This window comes from Pseudomonas fluorescens, from assembly GCF_902498065.1.
Taxonomy (GTDB): Bacteria; Pseudomonadota; Gammaproteobacteria; order Pseudomonadales; family Pseudomonadaceae; genus Aquipseudomonas; species Aquipseudomonas fluorescens_BJ.
In genome coordinates, this window is the sequence record NZ_CABVIR010000002.1 from 463101 (window position 1) to 486047 (window position 22947).

The window sequence follows — 22947 nt, forward strand, 5'->3', positions numbered from 1 at the left end:
CCATTGACTGGCACACCCCCATCGCGGGCAAGCCCGCTCCCACAAGTTTTTGTGGGGTTACATGATGTGTTTTTCGGGTTCGGGAATGTGGCTTGCGCCCAGCATGGCCGGGAGTAATCCGGCACGCAGATCCCCGCCACTGGGCTGCTGATAAAGGCTCAAGCCAAACTCCGGCAGCACCGCCAGCAGATAATCGAAAATATCCCCCTGAATCCGCTCGTAATCCGCCCACGCCGTGGTGCGGGTGAAGCAGTAGATTTCCAGCGGAATCCCCTGCGCAGTGGTCTGCATCTGCCGGACCATGCAGGTCATGTTCGGCTGAATCTCCGTGTGGCTCTTCAAATACGCCAGCGCATAAGCGCGGAAGGTCCCGATGTTGGTCATCCGTCGACGGTTGGCCGACATCGCCGCGACGTTGCCCTGCGCCTCGTTCCAGGCCTTGAGTTCCGCCTGTTTGCGGCTGATGTAGTCGGTCAGCAGATGCACCTGGGACAGTTTCTGCTCTTCGTCATCACGGATGAATCGCACGCCGCTGGCATCGATGAACAGACTGCGCTTGATCCGTCGCCCACCCGACTGCTGCATGCCGCGCCAGTTCTTGAACGATTCGGACATCAGGCGCCAGGTCGGAATCGAAACGATGGTTTTATCGAAGTTCTGCACCTTGACCGTGTGCAGTGTGATGTCCACCACATCGCCATCGGCGCCGACTTGCGGCATCTCGATCCAGTCGCCGACCCGCAGCATGTCGTTGCTGGTCAGTTGTACGCTGGCGACGAACGACAGCAGGGTGTCCTTGTAGACCAACAGAATCACCGCCGACATGGCGCCCAGACCCGAGAGCAGCAACAGCGGAGAACGGTCGATCAACGTGGCGACGATGATGATCGCGCCAAACACATACAACACCATTTTCGCCAGTTGCACGTAGCCTTTGATTGAGCGGGTGCGGGCGTGTTCGGTGCGGGCGTAGATGTCCAGCAAGGCATTGAGCAGGGCGCTGATGGCCAGCACCAGGAACAGAATGGTGAACGCCAGTGCGACATTGCCGAGGAAAATCAGGCTGGTTTTGTTCAGCTCCGGCACCAGGTGCAGGCCGAACTGGATCACCAGCGACGGCGTCATCTGCGCCAGGCGGTGAAACACCTTGTTTTGGCGAAAGTCGTTGACCCAATGCAACGCCGGTTGGCGACCGAGCATTTTGGTCGCGTGCAGGATCAGGTAACGCGCCACTCGTCCGAGGGTCAGTGCCACCACCAGCAACAGAAGCAGCCCGAGGCCGGAATGCAGGAGCGGATGCTGATCGAGCGCACCCCAGAGGTCTTGGACGTTGAGCCAGAGCTGTTTGATATCCATGGGTAAAACCGTTTCTTCTGTAGGACGCGTCGGAGCGATTAGAGCATTTAAGACGCTTTGCATGACGTTTGAAGACAAAAGACGCAACAAAAAAGCCACTGTTTACGCTCGATTGCATAAAGAAACTCGGCCTTCGCGCTCGAAACCGTTACCCTATGCAGCTGTTTTTTTGTATTTCTTCGAGGTAGCACCCGTGTTTTCCCAATTCGCCCTGCACGAACGCCTGCTCAAAGCCGTGGCCGAGCTTAAATTTGTCGAGCCAACGCCTGTGCAAGCAGCGGCTATTCCGCTGGCGCTCCAAGGGCGTGACCTGCGGGTGACAGCGCAAACCGGTAGCGGCAAAACCGCTGCTTTCGTTTTGCCGATCCTCAACCGTCTGATCGGCCCGGCGAAAATCCGCGTCAGCATCAAGACCCTGATCCTGCTGCCGACCCGCGAGCTGGCTCAGCAGACCATCAAGGAAGTCGAGCGTTTCGCTCAGTTCACGTTCATCAAGTCCGGTTTGATCACCGGCGGTGAAGACTTCAAGGTCCAGGCCGCCATGCTGCGCAAGGTGCCGGACATTCTGATCGGTACGCCAGGGCGGATGATCGAGCAACTGAACGCCGGTAACCTCGACTTGAAAGAAGTCGAAGTGCTGGTGCTCGACGAAGCCGACCGCATGCTCGACATGGGCTTCGCCGAAGACGTGCAGCGTCTGGTGGAAGAGTGCACCAATCGTCAGCAGACCATGCTGTTCTCCGCCACCACTGGCGGTTCGGGCCTGCGCGAGATGGTCGCCAAGGTCCTGAACAATCCGGAACACCTGCAGCTGAACAACGTCAGCGATCTGAACGCGACCACCCGTCAGCAGATCATCACCGCTGACCACAATCAGCACAAAGAGCAGATCGTGAACTGGCTGTTGGCCAACGAGACCTATCAGAAGGCCATCGTGTTCACCAACACCCGGGCCATGGCCGACCGCATCTACGGCCGCCTGGTGGCGCAGGAATACAAAGCGTTTGTCCTGCACGGTGACAAAGACCAGAAAGACCGCAAGCTGGCGATCGATCGCCTGAAGCAGGGCGGCGTGAAAATCCTCGTGGCCACCGACGTTGCCGCTCGCGGCCTTGACGTCGATGGCCTCGACCTGGTGATCAACTTCGACATGCCACGCAGCGGCGACGAATACGTTCACCGTATCGGTCGCACCGGTCGTGCCGGCAACGATGGCCTGGCCATCTCGCTGATCTGCCACGGCGACTGGAACCTGATGTCGAGCATCGAGCGCTACCTCAAGCAGAGCTTCGAGCGCCGCACCATCAAGGAAGTCAAAGGCACTTACGGCGGGCCGAAAAAGGTCAAGGCCTCGGGCAAAGCCGTTGGCGTGAAGAAGAAAAAGGTCGACGCCAAGGGCGAGAAGAAGAAAACCGGCGCCAAGGCACCGACCAAGCGCAAGATCGCCAACCGCCCGAAGACCGACGCCCTGTCGCTGGTCAGCAAGGACGGCATGGCGCCGCTCAAGCGCCGCAAGCCGGAAGCACCGGCTGCTGAATAAGGCGCTGTAGCGATTCCATAAAAAAACCGGACAAACGTCCGGTTTTTTTATACACGTAAATCAATTACTTGCAGGAACTGCGGGGCGGCATTCCCACAGATCAGCTTTCGGCTTTTTTATCCGCCGTCTTCAACTCCTTCATACGCTGATCGATCAACTGGCACTTGTCCGGCAGATCAGCGCTGGCTGTCCCCAAATCCATTTTCTGCAACTCATCGTTGATCTCCTTGGCCTTCTTCGGATTCTGCTCGGTGAGCTTGGCGACTTCCTTGGCCAGTTGTTCGCGTTTGGTCGTTGCCTCCTCGGGGGTGCAGGCCCAAACGGGCAGGGCACAGGCGAGGGCGGCAGCGAAGGTAAGTTTCAGCAGGGTTTTCATGGGCGGGCCTCAGCACTGGTAAAGGCGGGTTACCCGGTTGAGGGGTGAGATCAGGGGAAAGTTCAGCCTATCGGCTCCTTTTGTTCGAGTGACGAGCTGAAAGCCAAACGCTGGCGATTGCAGTGAGTCAGTTGTATCGGTGTTGAATGTCAATTAGCTATGGCGAGCAAGCTTGCTCCAGGGCTTGCGGTGTTCACGGGCCTTGTTGCATCCAGCCCGGACCGCTGCAGGTGCAAGCATGCTCGCGAGTGTTGCTGTCTACCCCCCATGGCAGCAGCTTGAAGTCACCTTGTCATCATATCGATCATGATGCTTCACCCATTCCATGATCTCCTCTTCGTTGCGTCCCTTGGGCGTGAGGTCGAGGTAGTTGTAAGCGCCGACCAGCATGTCCAGGCCTCGGGCGTAGGTGGAATAGGTGTGAAAGATTTCGCCGGCATCATTGCGATAAAACACACTCAGGCCGGGGAGTTCTTCTTCGGGGCTGTCAGACTTTTCGTAGTTGTAGGTGGCTTTTCCTGCGGCAACATCTTCGGCTCGGGCCGAGACGCCAAAATCGTAGTTGAAGTCGCAGCCTTCTGACGAAACCCAGTCGAACTTCCAGCCCATGCGTCGCTTGAACGCCTGGAATTCGGCGAAGGGTGCGTGGGAAACTGCCACCACCGCCACGTCGTGATGTGCCAGGTGCTGGTTGGCGCCGTCGATGTGGTCGGACAGGAAGGAACAACCGGGGCAGCCTTCGTCCCAACCGTCGGCGAACATGAAATGGTAGATGACCAACTGACTATGGCCGCCGAACAGGTCGGCCAGTTTCAGTTCGCCGTTGGGGCCCTGGAAGTGATAGTCCTTGTCGATTTTCACCCAGGGCAGCGCTCGGCGTTCGGCACTGAGTTTGTCCCGTTCCCGGGTGAAGGCTTTTTCGTGGGCCAGGTGTTGGCGTCGGGCGGTGAGCCATTCTTCTCGGGACACGACCGGATGGTTCTGAATGTTCATCGGGTTTTCTCCTGCGGGGGGCTGGGAGGTGACTTACACAGCCTAGTCGTTCGGCCTGCGCACCAATCGACATACCGCCGGTCGGCAGAGGCGAAAAGCCTGGCTGAACGGCTGACGACGTAGCCGGTCACAACCTATGAAGGCCATCACACTCACGGGCTTTGGAGGTTGGACAGGATGACGACTTATAACTGGGATTTGATTGAACGCCTGCTGCACGAAGTGCAAAACGCTGCGCCCAGCTTTACGCCGCGGCCCTATGCAGAAGATTACGCGGCGGAAAAAGGTGCGGAAGGCGAGCAGACTGAAAACCTGGATCACCTGAAAGCGGTGGCCGGTGAGTATGAAAAGTTACTGTTGGAGCGGGGCTATATCGAATCTCGACCTGAAGAGCAGGGCGGAACCGGCTCGAACTACATGCTGACAATGCGGGGTTCGCGGTTGTTGAGCCTGATCGACAGCAGCATTCCGGGCAATGAGCATCCGCGGCAGGTGCTGGATGACCAGGAAGATGCGCTGGACGAGGTGACGTTTGATGAGGTGGCGTCCAAGGCGCAGATTGCCTGACGTACACACGACCCTTGTAGGCGCTGGCTCGCCAGCGATTGCGGTATTTCGGTCAACATGGATGTTGGATGTTATGGCCTTATCGCTGGCAAGCCAGTTCCTACAGGAGGGTGGATGACTATCCCTGCTTCGCTGCTTTCAGGCACTTCAAATCATTGAAGTCTTTGCGCACGCCTTCGATTTTTTTCAGCAACCGCTGACGCTGGACCGGCGTGCTCTCGGCCATCAAATCGACAAACAACCCGCGTGCCTGAGCTTCGGTATTGGCGTAGGCCTGGCGGTAGGCCGGTGTCCATAAGCTCTCTCGATTTACCAGAAGCGTCTCAATGCGCTGTGGGAATTCCGGACTCTGGCGCTGCGCAACTGCTGCGCTGAACTGTTTCTGCCAATGAGCGCGGTTGGCAATCCATTGGGTGTTCTGGTCGCCCAACGCATTTGACCAGGCAACGACCCGTTGTTGTTGAGGCGGACTCAGTGGACCGATCCAGTCATCCAGGCGTTTTTCCATGCGCTCGCCACGCTTCTTGATCTGCTGATCGAGCGACGGTTTTACGTAGTTCTCTTGGCGTTTGCGCTGGTCCTTGGCAAAGGCTTCGTTCATTTCCGCAACTTGCGTGTCGTCCAGCCCCTGCAGCAACTCGATGGCCGACGGGGTGATTTCCCGGGCGGTCTGGGCGATGGCTTGTTTGGCTTCCAGGGTGCGGGTTTGCAGTTCGGCGTCGGTGACCTGATTGGTTTCTACCATCAGCTGCAAACGGTCCAGCCAGTCGAGATAGCCCGGCAATTGCGTAGTGCAGTGCCAGCTCAGGTGTTCCTTCAGGCGTTCGTTGAACCAGCCTTTCTGTTCGCCGTTCATGTCCAGGTAATCGCTGAGCGTCCATGGAATGATCACGTCGAGGTTACGATAGGCCAGGCCCACGCGGCTGCAGGCGCCGAGGGCGAGACAGAGGGTGATGACGATGGCAAGACATTTCAACCAGCGCGACATGGGCGAGTCCTTGCGAAAGCGTAGGTTCTCATGTGAACGCAGGATGAGCCTGGCAGTTCAGCCGATCAATAGAACGCGTGTTCGGCCTTGAGGGTGACCAGGCCGTCGCATTGACTGTTGTGTCCGGAATAGGCGGAGCAGTCGCTGCCGTTGAGGCTCGAGTCGCTGTAGATCAGGTCAAGGTCGATGCCCATGAACGGTCGGGACAGGGTCAGCGACCAGTCGGTGAAATTGCCTACGTACCCGCCGTCCACCGATACCGGGGTGTTGAGCTGGTGAGTGGTGTATTTCATGCTGATCCCGATCCCGAACGGCTGATTGCCACGGAGATCGGCGAATACGGTGCTGTTCTGTTTGTCCGGATCGTTGCTGAACGCTGCGCCGAAACGACTGCCCAACAGAGTCAAGCCGCCGAAGAGTTCCTGGGTGTCGAGCGTGTCCACTTTCGGGTAGCTGTAACGGATCATGCCGACTTCGTAACCGAGGGTTTGATCGAAGGGCTGTTTAAACCCCACGTAGGAATCCACTTCAAGGTTGTTCCCCGGACTCAACCCCATGCTCGGGGACCACTGCCCGAAGTAAAAGCCGCTGTCGTGACTCAGGTCGAGCCCGCCGTGGAAAGAGCCGGTGGTCGAAGGTTTGACCAGCCCTTGGGCCATGCTGCGACTGGGGGTGGTACCCAGCTTGAGATCGAAGTCGCCCAGCTCACGCTGGAAAACTTGCGCGTTGGCGACCGAGCAGAAAAGCAGGTTGCCCAGCAAGAAAAGAGAGAGTTTGAGCATGCGTCACTCCATGACCGCGAGGAGCAGAAACAAAAACTGCTGAAACGCTTGATCTAGACGTGTGCAAGCATACCGGCGAATGCTCGGCATCGAGGGCCGTTCGTCGATTTTTGAAATATTGGTGGGTTGGGCGGGGTGTTGCGGGAGGGTTCCAGTCCAAGCGCTTCGATGCTCAAAGCGCTTAGGGACCAGTTAACGCGGGGTCTTACTTCTTGCCGAGCGTGATCTGCTTGGACGGGCCGAATGTCTGGCCGCTGACGCCTTTGGCAATTTGCTGGATTTCGCCACCGGACTTGAGGAACGCAGCAATCTGGTTGTTGATCGATTCGCTGGTTTCAACGGCTGGAGCTGGCTTTGCTTTGCTGTTGGATGCTTTTACACGCATGGCGGCCATTAACCTGTAGAAAATTAACTTGGCCACGCATCGTACAGGAAATACTTGACAATTGCTTGGTAAATATCCCCCTGAAATACACGTCACAGAAACTGGATTAATCGCAAGTTATTATTCGAAATACTTCCCTAAGCTGCTGTTTTAACTAAGAACATCGGTGGATGGAAATGCTTTTTTGCTTGGCTGGGGGGAGCGAAAGTGCTCGGGATGTTCTGACGAGTGGCCAGCCCGTGTGACAAAACCCAGGAAAATTAAGGCCTTCATAGGATTTTCTCGCGCCATCGGGCCGGCCGCCGAACGCGGCCGGTAAAAACGGGTAGAATGCCGCCCACGCAATGAGGGTATTGGACATGGCTTTAGTCGGGCGTTACAACAGTTTGCAAGTGGTTAAACACACTAACTTCGGTTTATATCTGGACGGTGGCGCGGACGGCGAAATCCTTCTGCCTAATCGTTATATTCCCAAAGATATTCCCAGCGAAGATGAAGACTGGCTCAACGTTTTTATTTATCTGGACAGCGATGACAAACTCATCGCAACAACCGAAAAGCCGAAAGTTCAGGTCGGTGAGTTCGCCAGTTTGAAAGTCGTTGAAGTCAACAGCATCGGTGTCTTCCTGGATTGGGGCCTGCCGAAGGATCTGTTGCTGCCGTATTCCGAAGAAAAACGTCAGATGACCGCTGGCGAGTACGTCGTGGTGCACGTCTACCTCGACAAGCACACCCGCCGTATCACCGCGACCGCGCGTCTGGACCGCTACCTGGACAAGACTCCGGCCAACTACACCCCCGGCCAGGAAGTTGATCTGCTGGTTGCCGAAGCGACCGATATGGGCTTCAAGGCAATCATCAATAACAAGCACTGGGGCTTGATCCACAAGAACGAAATCTTCAAGTTCATGCGCGCCGGTAAAGAAGAGAAGGGCTTTATCAAAGAAGTCCGTGCCGACGGCAAGATCAGCCTGAGCCTGCAGCCGGTCGGCGAAGAGGCCGCCACCAGCCTGAACTCGAAGATCCTCGCCAAGTTGCGCGACAACAACGGCACGCTGCCGGTGAGCGACAAAAGCGACCCGACGGTGATCACCAGCATGTTCGGCGTCAGCAAGGGCAACTTCAAGAAAGCCATCGGTGCGTTGTACAAGAATGGCCAGATCGTGATTCATGCCGATCGCATTGAACTAAGCTGACCGCGCGCCGGCCCCATGCAGGTCAATCACATGAGGTTGGACTGCGATGAAAAAAGCGCTGTATGCCTACGCTGGCACCTTGCTGGCGTTTCTCGTCCTCGACGGCCTCTGGCTCGGCGTACTGATGGCCCCGACCTATCGGGCGCTGCTCGGTTCGCTGATGCTTGACCAACCGCTGCTGGCCCCGGCGGCGGCGTTCTATCTGCTTTATGCCGTCGGTTGTGTGGTGTTCGTGGTGTTGCCGGCGAGTACCTGGCCGCGTGCCGCACGCCTGGGTGCATTGTTGGGGCTGGTGGCTTACGGCACGTATGACCTCAGCAACTGGGCGACGCTGCATGGCTGGTCAGCGCAGTTGGCCCTGATGGACATGGCGTGGGGAACCCTGGCGACCGGTATCGCTTGCACTGCCGGCTATTGGGCGTCGCGCAAGATGACGTCCGTAGTCACTTGAAGGTCTCCTGCAGGCTCCTTTTTCTGGCCATCTGGTTAATAATCGACAGCATAATTTTTTCGCCCCGGCCCTGAGTCGGGGCTTTGCTTTCTACTGTGAGTCACTGCCATGGATTGTATTGTCGAGGTGTTCCGGTGAGCGCCACCCGGCGTAGCGCCGATGGGTTTGCCCTGCAAGTGATGATCGGGTTGTGCCTGATCTGGGGCGTGCAGCAAGTGATGATCAAGTGGGCGGCGCCGGACATCGCGCCGGTCATGCAGGCGGCCGGTCGGTCGGGCATTTCTGCGTTGCTTGTAGGATTACTGATCTGCTGGAAGGGCGGCTGGGATCAGGTCAGCCATACGTGGCGCGGCGGACTACTGGCCGGCGCACTGTTTGGACTGGAATTCTTCTTCATTTCCGAAGGCTTGCAGCTGACCACGGCCGCACATATGTCGGTATTCCTTTACACGGCGCCGATCTTCACCGCGTTGGGTGTGCACTGGCTGTTGCCGAGTGAGCGTTTAAGGCCGGTGCAATGGTTGGGGATTTTTCTGGCGTTTGTCGGGATTGCCATCGCGTTTGCCGGCGGGGTGTCTTGGGACAACCTCGACCACCGCATGCTGATGGGCGATGCACTGGGCGTGCTGGCCGGAGCCGCTTGGGGGGCGACCACCGTGGTGGTGCGCGCCTCGCGCCTGTCGGAGGCACCGGTGACGCTCACGTTGTTCTACCAATTGATTGTCGGTTTCGTCGGCCTGCTGCTGATCGCGATGCTCAGCGGCCAGGTCACCCACGTCAGCCTGACCACCGTGGCCGTGGCCAGCGTGCTGTTCCAGGGCCTGGTGGTCTCGTTTTTCAGCTACCTGACGTGGTTCTGGCTGTTGCGCCGGTATCTGGCGGCGAACCTCGCGGTGTTTTCGTTCATGACGCCGTTGTTCGGTGTCACGTTCGGCGTGGTGTTGCTGGGTGAGGCGCTGAGTCTCAACTTTGTCATCGGTGCCGTGCTGGTGCTGCTCGGCATCACGTTTGTCAGCGCGGAGCAGTGGGTGCGCCGGCGTTTGCGCAAGGCCCTCGGCCAGCTCTGACCGGACTGAACAACAAGCCGCCGCGCGGTGAAGCAGACGGTTTACCGATGAGGTGGATTCAGGTCCAGGCGATTATCTGAACTAATGGTCAGGTATTTGGATCAATTCAGTAACAGATCATTGCGGATTTTGCCGAGCATTGCGTAGGACTTCGGACTATTATCAGTGTGAAGGGGCTACAGAATTTCAGCCGCTCGGCACTACCCTGAAGGGGGCACCATGAAAGAGAAAATTCAAAACTGGCTGCATGACCTGGGTGTCGCACTCGGTTTGATCGAACCGCCTCTGCAACCTGTGCCAATTCGCACTGACGACGAACAGCGTCGACGCCAGCAGCGTCGGCGCTAATGTCCAGGTCTGGAAGACCGCAGCCGTGTTTTAGCAGCTGCCGAAGGCTGCGTTCGGCTGCATAGCAGACGTAGATTCAAAGATCGGGCGAAATCAATGCCGCCCGATCTCCATCAAAAACCGACTCAGATCATTCGCCGTCCTGGCGCTATTGAGCATCCGGTCTTCCTCAGCGGTAAACGCCGTCAACCCCAGCTCATCTTCCAGATGGAAGATCAGGTCTTCGATGTCCGCTTTATCCAGGCCCAATTCCGCCAGGCTGGCGTTATCGTCAAAGACATCCTGACTTTCCAGCAAGCGGCTGATGTACTGATGAACGGCGGCACGCACGACGGTTCTTTTCATGGTCGTTCTTCGAGGGCGTTATTGTTGTTGTCCCAGGGTTGAGTACAGCAGGCCTCAGTCATGGGAGCGCTGCCACTCATCAATCATCGTGCGCAAATGTTCTCCGGAAAAACTCCCGAAATGCCCGCCATGCACCGTGCGGATTGGCAACGCGCGCAAGCGTTGCAGACTGCGCGCGTAGTCGTCGAGGTTGGAATGGTAGGCGTCTTCGATCAGCGGGCCGTCGTAGATGATATCGCCGCTGAACAGCGTCTCGGTGACCGCTTCATACAGGCTGATACCTCCTGGCGAATGCCCCGGCGTGTGCAGCACCTGCAACACACGATCACCCAGATCCAGCACGTCACCTTCCTCAATCATCCCCGTGGCCGGTGCGGCTTTGACCCGGTATTCGGCGTAGCACAGCGGGCAATCGGGGTGAGCCTCGAACATGTCGTCGCCGACGAATGCCCGGCTCAAATCGTTTTCGCCGTCAGGTCCCGCAAGGATGTCGGCCTCGGCGGGATGCACCAGGCGTTCGGCAAATTCGTGATGACCGGCAATGTGGTCGAAATGGCAATGACTGGCCACGGCCACCAGCGGCCGCTCGGTGATCCACGGCAGTTGCTCGCGCAGGCTCACCAGCCCGGAGCCGCTATCCAGCAGCAGGTCCTTGTCACGGCCCTGAATATGCCAGAGGTTGCAGCGGTAGAAGGGGCGGATGTACGGCTCGTGAATCAGGCGGATGCCGTCGCTTAGCTGTTTGACTTCGAACCACTGATCGCGAGAAACAATCTTCATCAAAGGTTTTCTCCAGACGAAAAAAAACGGGTGTGGCAAGTGGGCGTGTCCTCCCTTATTTCATGCGCCGCGCCGGATCTGATGTCGTGCAGGGCAAGGCGCGAGGAGCGTGGTTTGGTTGTTCCAAATTAGCTCCGAGTAACGCAGCCCTGCACGACATCAGCTCCGGCCCTCCGGGTTGTGCCTAAAAGTGAGCCAGACTGCGTTGCAGTCCTTGGCAAGGAAACGACCCTTACCTACGGACTGCGCCTTGCCTGGCTCGCTTTTAGGCGCAACGCGGCGCATGAAATAAGGGAGGACACGCCCGTGCCACACCCGTCGAAGAAAGCATCAAGTCGTTATGTTCAGCTTAGGCGGCGCTGGCCACCACTGCCGGGCGAGGGGACAGCAAGCTGACCACCACGAAACTCACCAGACCTACGCCGAGGCTGTAGTAGATCGGGGTGTTGGCGTCCATACCGTCCTTGATCATGAACAACAGCGCGGTGGCGAAGCCCATGCCCATGCTGGCGATCGCGCCGGCGGTGGTTGCGCGTTTCCAGAAGATTGCTCCGATCAGCGGGATCAGCATGCCGCCCACCAACAGGTTGTAAGCCAGGGTCAGCGCGCTGATCACGTCGTTGACGACCAGTGCGATACCCAGCACCACGAGGCCGGTCAGCAGGGTGAACAGGCGGTTGATGCCCAGGCTCGACGTTTTACCGCCGCGCAGTTTCGGCAGCAGGTCTTCGGTGAGGGTGGTAGCAGCGGCGAGCAGGCCGGCGCTGGCGGTGGACATCATGGCGGCCAGGGCAGCGGCGATCACCAGGCCTCGGATACCATCCGGCAGGGACAGTTTGACTATGGCGGCGAAGGCGTTGTTGACGTTATCCAGGTCCGGGATCAGCACATGAGCAGCCATGCCGATCAGGGCACAGGCCAGTCCGTAAAGGATGCAGTAGAAGCCTGCGAATGTACCGGCGACCTGAGCCACTTTGGCGCTCTTGACGGTGAACACACGCTGCCAGATGTCCTGGCCGATCAGGATCCCGAAGAAGTAGATCATGAAGTAGGTGATGATGGTGTCCCAGCCAATCGTGGTGAAGCTGAAGGCGGTTGCCGGCAGTTTCAACACCAGCTCATCCCAACCACCGACGCGGTACAGGCAGATTGGCAACAGGATGAACATCAGGCCCACGGTCTTGATGACGAACTGGACGATGTCGGTCAGGGTCAGGGACCACATGCCGCCGATCGCCGAATAAATCACCACCACACCACCGCCGACCAATACCGACAGCCAGAACGGCAGGTCGAACAGCACTTGCAGCACGGTGCCAATGGCCAGGATCGAAACCACGCCGATCATCAGCGCATACGCCAGCATGATCACCGCGCTCGCGGTGCGGGCCATCGGGTTGTAGCGTTTTTCCAGCACCTGGGTAACGGTGTAGATTTTCAGTTTCAGCAGCGGTTTGGCGAGGAACAGGTTCAGCGCCACGATCCCGCAACCGAGGGCCGCGCAAAGCCAAAAACCGGAAATGCCATGGACGTAGCCCAGGCGCACGGTGCCGACGGTAGATGCGCCGCCCAGAACGGTAGCGGCCATAGTGCCCATGTACAGGCTCGGGCCGAGGTTACGACCGGCGACCAAAAAGTCTTCGTTGGTCTTGGCCTTGCGCATTCCGTAGTAGCCGAGTATCAGCATCGCGGCGGCGTAGATAAGTACGACGAATAAATCCAATGCCATGATGGCGTGTCTCCGATTGTCTTTTTTATGGTGAAACAAAGGCGTTTCTTTGGACCGGATCCCTGTGGGAGCGAGCCTGCTCGCGATAGCGATTTGTCAGTCACATTAATGTCGGATGTGCCGCAATCATCGCCGGTAAGCCGGTCTCGCTCCCACAGGGGGGGGTTGTCAGGCTGGCTGACGCATTTCAGGTTTTGCCTGGGTGCTTGCACCCTTGCTGCGTGAATCATTCGGTCCGAACACCGCAGCCGATTCCGGGAACAGGCTCAGCAGCGCCAGGTACACCAGCGAGGCCAGGCCCAGGGTCACCGGCAGGCTGATGTCGATGCCGCCGGCCAGGTCGCCCAGCACACCCACAAACTGCCCCGGCAGGTTCACAAAGCACAAACCGACCAATGCACTCGGGATCCATGCACCCAGTCCACGCCAGTTCCAGCCGTGGGTGAACCAGTAACGACCGCCTTTCTCACCGCGGGTGAACACTTGCAGGTCATCGGGGCAGTAGAAGCCGCGGCGCACCAGCAGTCCGATGATCATGATCACCATCCACGGGGTGGTGCAGGTGATGATCAGCACGGCGAAGGTCGACACGCTCTGCACCAGGTTTGCCGCAAAGCGTCCGATGAAGATGAAGGCAATCGACATCACACCGATCAACAGGGTGGCCTTGACCCGCGACAGCACACGCGGGAACACGCTGGACATGTCCAGCCCGGTGCCATACAGCGAGGTGGTGCCCGTGGACATGCCGCCGATCACCGCAATCAGGCACACCGGCAGGAAGAACCAGCTCGGTGAAACGGCCAGCAGGCCACCGACGTAGTTGTTGGCCGCGATGTAGTCCGGCGCCTTGATCGCAACGATGGTCGCAGTGGCGAGGCCGAACAGGAACGGGATGAACGTTGCGATCTGCGAGATCACCACCGCGGCCATGATCCGGCGCTTGGAGGTGTCACGCGGGATGTAACGCGACCAGTCACCGAGGAACGCGCCGAAGGAAATCGGGTTGCTCATCGCCACCAGCGCCGCGCCGATGAAGGCCGCCCAGAAACCCGGTTGGCCCATGCTCACGGTGCCGGCGTAGTTCACATCAAAAGGACCGGCGAAGGCGAAAATGCCCAGCAGAAAAAGCAGGCTGGCACTCCACACCGCGATCTTGTTGACCCACAGCAGGAAGCGGAAACCGTAGATGCACACCGTCAACACCAGAATCGCAAACAGACCGTAAGCCAGGCCCAGGGTCAGGTCGGTTTCCGGCAGGCCGATCAGGCGTTTCGCCCCACCGATCAGCGCATCACCCGAACTCCATACCGAGAGCGAGAAGAAGGCGATAGCGGTCAACAGCGACAGAAACGAACCGACGATCCGCCCGTGTACGCCGAAGTGTGCACCGGAAGACACGGCGTTGTTGGTGCCATTGATCGGGCCGAACAGGCCCATAGGCGCGAGGATCAGCGAACCCAGCAACACGCCCAGCACAATCGCGCAGACGCCCGCCTGAAAGGACAGGCCGAACAGCACGGGGAAACTGCCGAGCACGGCGGTGGCAAAGGTGTTGGAACCGCCGAAGATCATCCGGAACAAGTCCGTCGGTCCTGCGGTGCGTTCGTTGTCCGGGATCTGTTCGACCCCGTAGGTTTCAATGTGCGTAAGGCTTTGGTCGTTGTTGTTGTTATTCATGATCTGCTCCGATCATAAAGGCGCGCTCATCGTGTGTGAGCGTCACCTGTTTGGCTAAGGGGTTGGCAGCCCTTCCGGCATCGCGGACAAATGTTCGTGGCAGGCCAGCCATAGGCCTTGTTGTTCTTGGCCAGACGCTTGTTTTTTGAAAACAATCGTCTCGCGCTCCTGGCTGAAGTGTTGCTCCCCTTGCATGCGCAGCTCGGTGGCCACGTCATGGATGAAAATCGCCACGTCACCTTGCAGGCTGACGAAAGCGTTGCTCGAGGTGCACGACAGCACCTCGAAGCCATCCTCGGCACGCCAGATGTCCCACAACGCCTGATAGGCATCGCGCGACAGCAGAGGCTGCTCGAGGGTGTAGAAGACGAAGCTGGCATCGGCGCTGAACGCGCCGAAGTAGGCTTCGCGATCATTGCGGGCAAAGGCGGCCACCAGATCGGCGGCGGCCTTCAAAACCTGATCACGTTCATTCATGACCAATCCTCAGCGATGGGCCACGCCAGGCAGTACGCAGAGCATTTCGTACAGCAGGTTGGCGCCCAGCAGTGAGGTGTTGCCGGTGGTGTCGTACGCGGGCGAGACTTCTACCAGGTCGCAACCGACCAGGTCGAGACCTTGGCAGCCACGAACGATCTCGATTGCCTGAATGGTGGTCAGGCCGCCGATTTCCGGGGTGCCGGTGCCTGGTGCCCAGGCCGGGTCGATACCGTCGATATCGAAGCTCAGGTACACCGGACCGCCACCGACTTTCTCGCGAACTTCGGCCATCAAAGGCGCGAGGGATTTGTGCCAGCATTCTTCGGCCTGAACCACACGGAAGCCCTGATTGCGGCTCCAGTTGAAGTCGTCAGCGGTGTAGCCCTGGGCGCGCAGGCCAATTTGCACCACGCGGTCGCAATCCAGAAGACCTTCTTCGACGGCGCGACGGAAGGTGGTGCCGTGGGCGATTTTCTCGCCGAACATGTGATCGTTCACATCGGCGTGAGCATCGATGTGCACCAGGCCGACCTTGCCGTGTTTTTTGTGGATGGCACGCAGGATCGGCAGGGTGATGGTGTGGTCGCCGCCGAGGGTCAGCGGGATCACATCGTGTTCAAGGATATTGTCGTAACACTCTTCGATGATCCGCACGGCGTCGAGCAGGTTGAAGGTGTTGATCGCGATGTCGCCGATGTCGGCAACCGACAGCGAGTCGAACGGTGCAGCGCCGGTGGCCATGTTGTACGGGCGAATCATTACCGATTCAGCGCGGATTTCACGTGGCCCGAAACGGGTGCCGGGGCGCAGGGAAGTGCCGATATCCAGCGGGATGCCGATAAAGGCAGCGTCCAGGCCGGCAGCGGTGGGTACATGCGGGAGTCGGAGCATGGTGGCGATGCCGCCGAAGCGCGGCATTTCGTTGCCGCCCAGTGGTTGGTGAAGAATCTTGTCCACGGGTAGGGCCTCATCGTCGTTGTTTTATTTATGTCGGTTGCACCGCACCGGGGAGGTTCGGGCACCGTTAGGGGCCGATTCTGCGAAATGTAGTGGTCGGGAAGAATCGCTACGGGCAAATACTTAGTTCAGATTTTTCTAAACTAATGCCTTGGCTGGCGATAGACTTCAAGATCACCACAGACCCAATGTTTTTACAGAGACAGCGCGCGTAACCTTGCGACAGGAACTCCCCATGGCCAACGCTTTACCCGACTTGAAACTGTTGCGCATCTTCGTCAGCGTGGTCCGCCATCAGGGGTTCGCCAACGCCCAGCAAGAGCTCAACCTCTCGACCTCGGCGATCAGCACCTACATGAGCCAGCTCGAGGCGGCCCTCGGCCTGGTGCTCTGCCATCGCGGGCGCGGCGGGTTCAGCCTGACCAGCAAGGGCGAGCTGTTCCATCAGGAAACCCTGCGCCTGCTCGGCGAACTCGAAGGCTTCGAGCAATACGCGGCGGCGCTGAAGGGAGAATTGCGCGGTACGCTGAACCTCGGCGTCATCGACTCCACCGTCAGCGACAAGGCCTTGCCGTTCGCCGAAGCTATCGGCGCCTACAGTCAGGAACACCCGGCCGTGCATTTGCACCTGTCGGTGATGAGCCCGTACGAGCTGCAACTCGGCGTACAGGACAACCGCCTCGACCTAGCCATCGGTGCGTTTTCCACACGCATGAGCGGGCTGGTCTACATGCCGTTGTACCGCGAGCAGCACTGGCTGTATTGCAGCAGCCGGCACCCGCTGTTCACCGAGCGGCGCATCCCCGAGCAAGTCATCACCCAGCAGCGCATGGTCGGCCGTGGCTATTGGAGCCAGGCCGAGCTGGCGCGCCACGGCTTCAAACACAGTGCCGCGACCGTGGAAAGTATGGAGGCGCAACTGATCCTGGTGCTGTCCGGCGCCTACATCGGTTACCTGCCGGAGCACTACGCCCAGGCCTGGGCCGACAAGGGGGATTTGCGCGTGTTGCTGCCGGCGACCTTCGGTTACCAGGCACCGTTCTCGATGATCATGCGCCGGGGCCGCAGCCGCGAACCGTTGATCCAGACCTTCCGCGATCTGCTCAAAGCGCAACTCAATCAGGCTTGAGAACATGTCCAGAATCCAATGCCCGCGCTGCCTGCGTCCGCAAACCCACTGCCTGTGCCCACTGATCCCGAGCCTCGACAGCCGCACTCGGGTGTTGCTGTTGCAGCATCCGAGCGAAGTGAACCATGCGCTGAACACCGCGCGGTTGGCGGCGCTGGGGTTGAACAATGCCGAGTTGATTGTGGGAGAGGTGTTCGAAAATTTACCGGCACTGTTGAATCAATCGGGCTATCAGGCGCGGCTGTTGTTTCCGGCAGAGCAGGCACAGCCGTTGCAGGCTTACACCGCAAATGATCAAGCGCTGCTGCTGGTGGTCCCGGACGGCACCTGGCGCAAGGCGCGCAAAATGCTGCACCTCAATCCGTTGCTGGCGGCGTTGCCCCGAGTGACCCTGGCGGAGGGCGGCGTGTCACGGTATCGCTTGCGCAAGGCGCCGGGGCCGGGTGCGTTGTCGACGGTGGAGGCGATTGTGCAGGCGTTGCAGACGCTGGAAGCACCCGTGAGTTTCGAGCCGTTGTTGAAACCGTTCGAGGCGTTGATCGAGGGGCAGATTGCGGCGATGGGGGAGGAAACCTTCCAGCGCAATCATGGCGACAGATAAGTATTGTTTTTACCGGCCCCATCGCTAGCAGGCTAGCTCCCACAGTTGATCAGTGGTGAGTACAAAATACGTGATCGCTCCAATTCCCCTGTGGGAGCTAGCCTGCTAGCGATAGCCATTGCACATTCAATGAAAATTCTGGCCGGATCTATCGCTCCCGCATCGCCTCGGTCCGGGCTTTAAGCACCGGCTTCAGCAGATAATCCAGCACACTTTTCTCACCCGTGATGATGTCCACCGTGGCAACCATCCCGGGAATAATCAGCAACGGCTTCACATCTCCACCCAAGTGATTTTTATCGGTCCGCACCTGGATCAGATAAAAACTGTTGCCCTTGTCATCGGTGATCGTGTCCGCCCCGATCAGCTCAAGCTTGGCACTCAACCCACCATAAATCGTGTAGTCATACGCACTGAACTTGACCATCGCTTTCTGCCCCGGATGCAGGAACGCCACGTCCTGCGGCCGCACCTTGGCTTCGATCAGCAGGTTGTCTTCGATGGGGACGATTTCCACCATGTCGCTGCCCGGCTGGACCACGCCCCCGATGGTGTTGACCTTCAGCACTTTGATAATTCCGTGCACCGGCGACACCACCGTCGTGCGGCTCACGCGATCGTCGATGGCGATGCTCGACGCGGTGATTTTCGACAGGTCGGTGCGTTTCTCATTCAACTCTTTCGCCGCGTCCGAGCGGAAGGATTGTTCCGATTCGTCGATCTTGCTTTTGATCTCGTTGATCGCCGATTCGGCGCGAGGAATCGCCAGCGTCGTGGCATTCAGCGAACCGCGAATCTCCACTGCGCTGCGTTTGAGCCGCAGGATTTCCACCGGCGACACCGCGCCGGTACCCACCAGGGGTGCAGACATGTTCATCTCTTGTTGCAGCAGCGCCAGGCTTGAACTGTATTGCCCCTGTTTCGAGCGAAACTCCGCCAGTTCCTGGGTTTTCTGCCGCAGTTGTTCGGTCAGTGTGCGCTGTTCGCTGGCCAGCCGGCGTTGCCGTTGTTCGTACAGCGAGCGCTCGTCTTCGGCGACTTGCGGGGCCTTGGCGATCACCTCCGGCGACAACTTGAATGGCCGGCCCTCGGCCTCGGCGGACAGGCGTTCGACCTGTGCAGTCAGCGCATAGCGATCAACCTCGCTTTCTCCCTTGTTCGACAGAAAGCGCGTGTCATCCAGGCGCAGCAGCGTGTCGCCCTTGTTCACCATTTGCCCTTCGCGCACGAAGATCTCGGTGACGATGCCACCCTCCAGGTTCTGGATCACCTGCACCTTGCTCGACGGAATCGCCTTGCCTTCGCCCATGGTGACTTCCTGCAACACGGCGAACTTGGCCCAGACCACCGCACTGATGATCAACGCAGCGGCGAGCCACACGGTGATCCGCGACCAGCGCGGGGAATCCTGCAATGAGGCGCCGGCCGTTTCCGGCATGAACTCGCTTTCGGCACTTTTGCTGAAGCTGTCGAAGTACCCGCGTGTCTTCGACGTTACAGGCAGGGAATTAGGCATGGCGGACTCCTAGACGGCCGCAGAGCCGACACGGCCCTTGCGCAGTGCATCGATGACCGCTTCTTTCGGACCGTCGGCGACGATCCTCCCGTTGTCCAGCACCACCAGCCGATCCACCAGGCTCAGCATCGAGGTGCGGTGAGTCACCAGCAGCAAGGTTTTGCCCTGGACCCAACCGTGGAGTTTTTGCCGCAGGACATCTTCGCTGCTGTTGTCCATGGCGCTGGTGGGTTCGTCGAGCAACATGATCGGCGGGTCGAGCAACAAGGCGCGGGCCAGCAACACCGCTTGGCGTTGCCCACCCGACAGCAACTGCCCGCGTTCGCCGACAGGCCGGTCAAACCCTTGCGGATGTTGACGCGCCAGTTCGGTCACACCGGTCAATTCCGCCACTTCCAGCATCCGCGAATCGCTGATGTAACGCGCGCCGAGGGTCAGGTTGTCGCGCAGGCTGCCGGCCAGCAGCGGCAGGTCATGGGCGACGTAACCGATCTGTTGACGCAGGTCGGCGACGTCCAGTTGCCGCAGGTCCAGGCCATCGAGCAGCAACTGACCTTCCTCAGGTTCGTAGAAGCCCATCAGCAGTCGCCCCAAGGTACTTTTCCCCGAACCGCTGCGCCCGATGATGCCGACCCGTTCACCGGGTTTCAGGCTGAAACTGATGTTGGCCAGCGCTGGGGCGTTCTGGCCGTTGTAGTGAAAGGTCACGCCGCTGACGTCGAGGGCGCCTTGCAGTTGCGTGCGTTCCAAGGGGCGCTGTTTGGCGTCGCGCTCTTGCGGCAGGCCCATCAGCGCATCGGTGCTTTTCATCGTCAGTTGCGCTTGCTGATAGCGCGTGATCAGGCCTGCGATCTGTCCCAGCGGCGCGAGCACACGGCTGCCGAGCATGTACGTCGCCACCAGTGCGCCGACGCTGAGGTTGCCGGCAATGATGCTGTAGACCCCGGCGACGATGGTCGCCATGCCGGAGAACTGCTGGATGAACAACGTGCCGTTGGTGGCCAGCGCCGACAGGTTGCGCGCATGGCTGTCGAGGCGGGTGAGGGCGCCGTGGGTGCTTTCCCATTTGTGTTGGCGTTCACTCTCGGCGCTGCAAGCCTTGAGGGTTTCCAGGCCGCCGAGGGTTTCGATCAGCAGGGCCTGGCGTTCGGCGCCGAGGGTCAGGCTTTTTTGCACGGTGTCGCGCAGGCGCACTTGAATCACCATCGCGAACAGGATGGTGATCGGAAACGCCAGCAACGGAATCACCACCAACCAGCCACCGAGCAGGCCGATCACCACCAGCATCAGCACGGCGAAGGGCAGGTCGATCAGGCTGGTCAGGGTTACGGCGGTGAGAAATTCACGCAGGCCCTGGAAGTCATGAATGCTTTGAGCGAACCCCCCGATGGTCGCCGGGCGCGCTTTCATCGACATGCCGGTGATGCGTTCGAACAGCGTGGCGGACAGGATCACGTCGGTTTTCTTCCCGGCGGTATCCAGCAAATGTGCGCGGACCACCCGCAATGCCAGCTCGAAACCGGTGCCGATCAGCAAACCGATGGACAGCACCCACAGGGTCGAAGTGGCCTGGTTCGGCACCACCCGGTCGTAGGTCTGCATCACGAACAGCGGCACCATCAGCCCCAGCAGGTTGATCAGGAAACTCGCCAGGATCGCATCGCTGTACAGCCATTTCGACAACTTCAAGGTGTCGCGAAACCATGCCTCCACACGTGGCACCAGGGGCGAGCGCAGGTCTTCGAGTTCATGCCGTGGCCGGGCGAACAAGGCTTGGCCGCTGTAGTTTTCGGCCAGCTCTTCACGGCTGACCCATTGCTCGCCGCCGTCGGCTTCGCTCGGCAGAATCAGCAACCGGCCATCCTCGCCAAAGCGACGCAGCACTGCGGTGCGGCCGTTGTTGAGGATCAGCATCACGGGCAAATTGAGCGCGGAAATGTCGTCCAGTTCGCGGCGCAGCAAGCGCGCCTGCAGACTGGCCCGGGCCGCAGCGCGCGGCAGCAGGTCCAGGCTCAAGCGTTGGTGTGCCATTGGCAGTCCGGCACTCAGGCTGGCGCGACTGACCGTCGCGCCATGAAGTTTGCAGAGAATCAGCAGCCCGTCCAGAAGCGGGTCATCGAAGCTCAGCCGCGGATCGACACCATTGTTGCCGGATTCCATGCTGGTCACATTGATCGCTCCAGTGCACTACTTCAGTTCAGGCAGACGGGCTTCGTTTTTCACTTCGGTCCGGGCGATCGCGTCGGCGGGCAGCACCACGCGTTGTTTGCTCAGCAACTGGCCCATGTTCGCCAGCACGCGGTACATCGAGTATTCCTCGGTGTAGCGCACTTCGGTGTAGCGGCGGTTGGCGTTGTAGAGTTCGTTTTCGCTGTCGAGCACGTCAAGCAGGGTCCGTTGGCCGAGGCCGAACTGGTCCTGATACGCCGCACGAACGCGGGTGGTGGTTTCGGCGTATTCGCGGGCAGTCGGGGTTTGTTTTTTCGCGTTGACCATGGCGTTCCAGGCCAGGTGAATGTTCTCGTTGAGTTGGCGCAGGGCGTTGTTGCGGATGTCCATGGCCTGGTTGATCTTGTGCGCGTCGGACGCCAGCCGTGCCTTGTCGCTGCCGCCACGGAACAGGTTGTAGTTCATCACGACGCCGACGCGCCATTCATTGTCATGGCCTTCTTCACCGGCGATGTTGTTGTTCGCGCCCACCGCAGCTTCAGCGTCGAAGCGAGGGTAGAACGGCGACTTGGCGACTTCGTACTGGCTCTCCGCCGATTGCACGTCGGCCTGGGCCGATTTCAGGTACGGGTTGTTGTCGACCATGCTCTGTTGGGCATCCTGGATCGTGGCCGGCAGTTCGCCGCGAATCGACGGCAGCGTTTCCAGTTCATCGGGCATGCGCCCGGTGACTGCGTAGAAATTTGCTTCGGCATCGGCCAGATCGACTTCGGCGGTGTCGAGGTTGTTCTCCGCAAGTGCCCGACGCGCCACGGATTGATCGGCGTCGGCGTTGCTGCCGATGCCGCGCTGGGTACGCAGGCCGATCTGGTCGTTGACCCGTAGGTGGGCTTGCAGGTTGTTCTTGGCCAGGGTCACCAGTTCGCGGCGCTTGAGCACCTCAAGGTAGACCTCGATGGTACGCAGGGCCAGGTCCTGAGCGGTGCCCTGGGCGTAATAGGCCCGGGAGTTGACCACGCCTTTGGTGCGCTCGACTTCGTTGGCCGTGTTGAAGCCGTCGAAGAGCATCTGCCGCAGGCGCAATTCCGATTGGGTGTAGTTGAGGATTTCCGTGTTGTGATTGCCGAAGGCGCGGGTGTTGGTGTTATCGCTGTACCCGCGCCCGTACGAGGCATTTAGATCAACGGATGGATAAAACCCACCTTTGGCGACTTTTACGTCTTCATCGGCCGACAGACGGCTGTCCACCCGCGACGCCAGTTCCGGGTGGGTCGCAATGGTGCTCTGGATCGCCTCGGTCAGTGACATGGCTTGAACCTGAGAAGTGCAGGCCATAGCCAATAAAATCGCACTGCAGATGGGGTTCAATCGGCTCATGGGTGCATCTCCCTGATTCCTAATGGTGCTTATAAGTCGCCAATTATTTGGCGGCATTTATAGGTAAACCGTTTCATGCCTGTAACAACTAGAGCTAAGAACATTCTGGGAAGAACCTAAGAAGGATTTTTCATA

23 protein-coding genes are annotated in these 22947 nt (G+C 59.2%); 8 read left to right on the plus strand and 15 right to left on the minus strand.

What is annotated here, in order from left to right:
* Positions 1 to 57 precede the first annotated feature (57 nt).
* Entirely contained in the window at positions 58 to 1356 is a 1299-nt protein-coding gene (locus F8N43_RS11435) for a mechanosensitive ion channel family protein (RefSeq protein ID WP_150653791.1), read from the minus strand.
* Positions 1357 to 1549: 193 nt separating this feature from the next.
* Here F8N43_RS11435 and F8N43_RS11440 point away from each other — a divergent pair, with 193 nt between their 5' ends.
* Entirely contained in the window at positions 1550 to 2896 is a 1347-nt protein-coding gene (locus F8N43_RS11440; RefSeq protein ID WP_084323398.1) for a DEAD/DEAH box helicase, read from the plus strand.
* 100 nt (positions 2897 to 2996) lie between these two features.
* On the opposite strand, the gene F8N43_RS11445 is transcribed toward F8N43_RS11440, so the two are convergent.
* A complete protein-coding gene (locus tag F8N43_RS11445; protein ID WP_150653792.1) occupies positions 2997 to 3272 on the minus strand; it encodes a hypothetical protein in 276 nt (91 codons plus the stop codon).
* Between the two features lie 258 nt (positions 3273 to 3530).
* Positions 3531 to 4265, minus strand: coding sequence for a DUF899 domain-containing protein (locus F8N43_RS11450; RefSeq protein WP_150636407.1), 735 nt, complete (start codon positions 4263 to 4265; stop codon positions 3531 to 3533).
* Between the two features lie 177 nt (positions 4266 to 4442).
* Here F8N43_RS11450 and F8N43_RS11455 point away from each other — a divergent pair, with 177 nt between their 5' ends.
* A complete protein-coding gene (locus tag F8N43_RS11455) occupies positions 4443 to 4832 on the plus strand; it encodes a transcriptional regulator (RefSeq protein ID WP_150636409.1) in 390 nt (129 codons plus the stop codon).
* A 118-nt stretch (positions 4833 to 4950) separates the two neighbouring features.
* Here F8N43_RS11455 and F8N43_RS11460 read toward each other — a convergent pair whose 3' ends face one another.
* From F8N43_RS11460 to F8N43_RS11470, 3 genes are all read right to left on the minus strand, one after another.
* A complete protein-coding gene (locus F8N43_RS11460; RefSeq protein ID WP_150653793.1) occupies positions 4951 to 5820 on the minus strand; it encodes a DUF6279 family lipoprotein in 870 nt (289 codons plus the stop codon).
* A 65-nt stretch (positions 5821 to 5885) separates the two neighbouring features.
* Positions 5886 to 6602, minus strand: coding sequence for a TorF family putative porin (locus tag F8N43_RS11465; protein WP_150634048.1), 717 nt, complete (start codon positions 6600 to 6602; stop codon positions 5886 to 5888).
* A gap of 205 nt (positions 6603 to 6807) precedes the next feature.
* Positions 6808 to 6996: a hypothetical protein gene (locus F8N43_RS11470; protein WP_017337097.1), complete on the minus strand. Its 189-nt coding sequence runs from the start codon at positions 6994 to 6996 to the stop codon at positions 6808 to 6810.
* A 350-nt stretch (positions 6997 to 7346) separates the two neighbouring features.
* Between F8N43_RS11470 and F8N43_RS11475 the strand changes: the two genes are divergently transcribed.
* The 4 genes from F8N43_RS11475 (at position 7347) to F8N43_RS29705 (ending at position 10049) form a co-directional block, all read left to right on the plus strand.
* Positions 7347 to 8183, plus strand: a complete 837-nt coding sequence (locus F8N43_RS11475; protein ID WP_150634047.1) for a S1 RNA-binding domain-containing protein — start codon at positions 7347 to 7349, stop codon at positions 8181 to 8183.
* A gap of 46 nt (positions 8184 to 8229) precedes the next feature.
* Positions 8230 to 8634: a DUF2177 family protein gene (locus F8N43_RS11480; RefSeq protein ID WP_150634046.1), complete on the plus strand. Its 405-nt coding sequence runs from the start codon at positions 8230 to 8232 to the stop codon at positions 8632 to 8634.
* Positions 8635 to 8768: 134 nt separating this feature from the next.
* Positions 8769 to 9701 carry a DMT family transporter gene (locus tag F8N43_RS11485; RefSeq protein WP_150634045.1) on the plus strand — a complete coding sequence of 311 codons (933 nt, stop codon included), beginning with the start codon at positions 8769 to 8771 and terminating at the stop codon, positions 9699 to 9701.
* A gap of 219 nt (positions 9702 to 9920) precedes the next feature.
* Complete coding sequence (locus F8N43_RS29705; protein ID WP_007914492.1) at positions 9921 to 10049, plus strand: PA1414 family protein; 129 nt, start codon at positions 9921 to 9923, stop codon at positions 10047 to 10049.
* Between the two features lie 93 nt (positions 10050 to 10142).
* On the opposite strand, the gene F8N43_RS11490 is transcribed toward F8N43_RS29705, so the two are convergent.
* From F8N43_RS11490 to speB, 6 genes are all read right to left on the minus strand, one after another.
* A complete protein-coding gene (locus F8N43_RS11490; protein WP_150634044.1) occupies positions 10143 to 10394 on the minus strand; it encodes an acyl carrier protein in 252 nt (83 codons plus the stop codon).
* 54 nt (positions 10395 to 10448) lie between these two features.
* On the minus strand, positions 10449 to 11174 hold the full coding sequence (locus F8N43_RS11495) for an MBL fold metallo-hydrolase (protein ID WP_150653794.1): 726 nt from the start codon (positions 11172 to 11174) through the stop codon (positions 10449 to 10451).
* 349 nt (positions 11175 to 11523) lie between these two features.
* Complete coding sequence (locus tag F8N43_RS11500) at positions 11524 to 12903, minus strand: sodium:solute symporter (RefSeq protein WP_150634042.1); 1380 nt, start codon at positions 12901 to 12903, stop codon at positions 11524 to 11526.
* 168 nt (positions 12904 to 13071) lie between these two features.
* Entirely contained in the window at positions 13072 to 14583 is a 1512-nt protein-coding gene (locus F8N43_RS11505; RefSeq protein WP_150653795.1) for a purine-cytosine permease family protein, read from the minus strand.
* Positions 14584 to 14637: 54 nt separating this feature from the next.
* Positions 14638 to 15060, minus strand: a complete 423-nt coding sequence (locus tag F8N43_RS11510) for a YybH family protein (protein ID WP_150634040.1) — start codon at positions 15058 to 15060, stop codon at positions 14638 to 14640.
* Between the two features lie 9 nt (positions 15061 to 15069).
* Positions 15070 to 16020: an agmatinase gene (gene speB / locus F8N43_RS11515; protein ID WP_150653796.1), complete on the minus strand. Its 951-nt coding sequence runs from the start codon at positions 16018 to 16020 to the stop codon at positions 15070 to 15072.
* Between the two features lie 235 nt (positions 16021 to 16255).
* Here speB and F8N43_RS11520 point away from each other — a divergent pair, with 235 nt between their 5' ends.
* Together F8N43_RS11520 and F8N43_RS11525 are read left to right on the plus strand one after the other, a co-directional pair.
* Positions 16256 to 17149 (plus strand): LysR family transcriptional regulator, encoded by an 894-nt coding sequence (locus F8N43_RS11520; protein ID WP_008034255.1) that lies wholly within the window; start codon positions 16256 to 16258, stop codon positions 17147 to 17149.
* A 4-nt stretch (positions 17150 to 17153) separates the two neighbouring features.
* On the plus strand, positions 17154 to 17750 hold the full coding sequence (locus F8N43_RS11525) for a tRNA-uridine aminocarboxypropyltransferase (protein WP_150637644.1): 597 nt from the start codon (positions 17154 to 17156) through the stop codon (positions 17748 to 17750).
* Positions 17751 to 17898: 148 nt separating this feature from the next.
* Here the strand turns inward: F8N43_RS11525 and F8N43_RS11530 are convergent, their stop codons facing one another.
* Genes F8N43_RS11530 through F8N43_RS11540 form a run of 3 tightly spaced genes read right to left on the minus strand, consistent with a single transcriptional unit; the run spans position 17899 to position 22812 of the window.
* Positions 17899 to 19266, minus strand: coding sequence for an HlyD family type I secretion periplasmic adaptor subunit (locus F8N43_RS11530; protein WP_150634038.1), 1368 nt, complete (start codon positions 19264 to 19266; stop codon positions 17899 to 17901).
* Positions 19267 to 19275: 9 nt separating this feature from the next.
* Positions 19276 to 21435, minus strand: coding sequence for a type I secretion system permease/ATPase (locus F8N43_RS11535; RefSeq protein ID WP_150653797.1), 2160 nt, complete (start codon positions 21433 to 21435; stop codon positions 19276 to 19278).
* Positions 21436 to 21453: 18 nt separating this feature from the next.
* A complete protein-coding gene (locus F8N43_RS11540; RefSeq protein WP_150634036.1) occupies positions 21454 to 22812 on the minus strand; it encodes a TolC family outer membrane protein in 1359 nt (452 codons plus the stop codon).
* Positions 22813 to 22947 lie beyond the last annotated feature (135 nt).

Excerpts from the sequence above, each read along its gene's own strand:
- F8N43_RS11470 (WP_017337097.1), bottom strand. The coding sequence starts at position 6,996 with ATGGCCGCCATGCGTGTAAAAGCATCCAACAGCAAAGCAAAGCCAGCT.
- F8N43_RS11495 (WP_150653794.1), bottom strand. The coding sequence starts at position 11,174 with ATGAAGATTGTTTCTCGCGATCAGTGGTTCGAAGTCAAACAGCTAAGC.
- F8N43_RS11540 (WP_150634036.1), bottom strand. The coding sequence starts at position 22,812 with ATGAGCCGATTGAACCCCATCTGCAGTGCGATTTTATTGGCTATGGCC.
- F8N43_RS11445 (WP_150653792.1), bottom strand. The coding sequence starts at position 3,272 with ATGAAAACCCTGCTGAAACTTACCTTCGCTGCCGCCCTCGCCTGTGCC.
- F8N43_RS11505 (WP_150653795.1), bottom strand. The coding sequence starts at position 14,583 with ATGAATAACAACAACAACGACCAAAGCCTTACGCACATTGAAACCTAC.
- F8N43_RS11435 (WP_150653791.1), bottom strand. The coding sequence starts at position 1,356 with ATGGATATCAAACAGCTCTGGCTCAACGTCCAAGACCTCTGGGGTGCG.
- F8N43_RS11530 (WP_150634038.1), bottom strand. The coding sequence starts at position 19,266 with ATGCCTAATTCCCTGCCTGTAACGTCGAAGACACGCGGGTACTTCGAC.
- F8N43_RS11480 (WP_150634046.1), top strand. The coding sequence starts at position 8,230 with ATGAAAAAAGCGCTGTATGCCTACGCTGGCACCTTGCTGGCGTTTCTC.
- F8N43_RS29705 (WP_007914492.1), top strand. The coding sequence starts at position 9,921 with ATGAAAGAGAAAATTCAAAACTGGCTGCATGACCTGGGTGTCGCACTC.
- F8N43_RS11510 (WP_150634040.1), bottom strand. The coding sequence starts at position 15,060 with ATGAATGAACGTGATCAGGTTTTGAAGGCCGCCGCCGATCTGGTGGCC.
- F8N43_RS11455 (WP_150636409.1), top strand. The coding sequence starts at position 4,443 with ATGACGACTTATAACTGGGATTTGATTGAACGCCTGCTGCACGAAGTG.
- F8N43_RS11465 (WP_150634048.1), bottom strand. The coding sequence starts at position 6,602 with ATGCTCAAACTCTCTCTTTTCTTGCTGGGCAACCTGCTTTTCTGCTCG.
- F8N43_RS11500 (WP_150634042.1), bottom strand. The coding sequence starts at position 12,903 with ATGGCATTGGATTTATTCGTCGTACTTATCTACGCCGCCGCGATGCTG.
- F8N43_RS11520 (WP_008034255.1), top strand. The coding sequence starts at position 16,256 with ATGGCCAACGCTTTACCCGACTTGAAACTGTTGCGCATCTTCGTCAGC.
- F8N43_RS11525 (WP_150637644.1), top strand. The coding sequence starts at position 17,154 with ATGTCCAGAATCCAATGCCCGCGCTGCCTGCGTCCGCAAACCCACTGC.
- F8N43_RS11490 (WP_150634044.1), bottom strand. The coding sequence starts at position 10,394 with ATGAAAAGAACCGTCGTGCGTGCCGCCGTTCATCAGTACATCAGCCGC.
- F8N43_RS11450 (WP_150636407.1), bottom strand. The coding sequence starts at position 4,265 with ATGAACATTCAGAACCATCCGGTCGTGTCCCGAGAAGAATGGCTCACC.
- F8N43_RS11475 (WP_150634047.1), top strand. The coding sequence starts at position 7,347 with ATGGCTTTAGTCGGGCGTTACAACAGTTTGCAAGTGGTTAAACACACT.
- F8N43_RS11460 (WP_150653793.1), bottom strand. The coding sequence starts at position 5,820 with ATGTCGCGCTGGTTGAAATGTCTTGCCATCGTCATCACCCTCTGTCTC.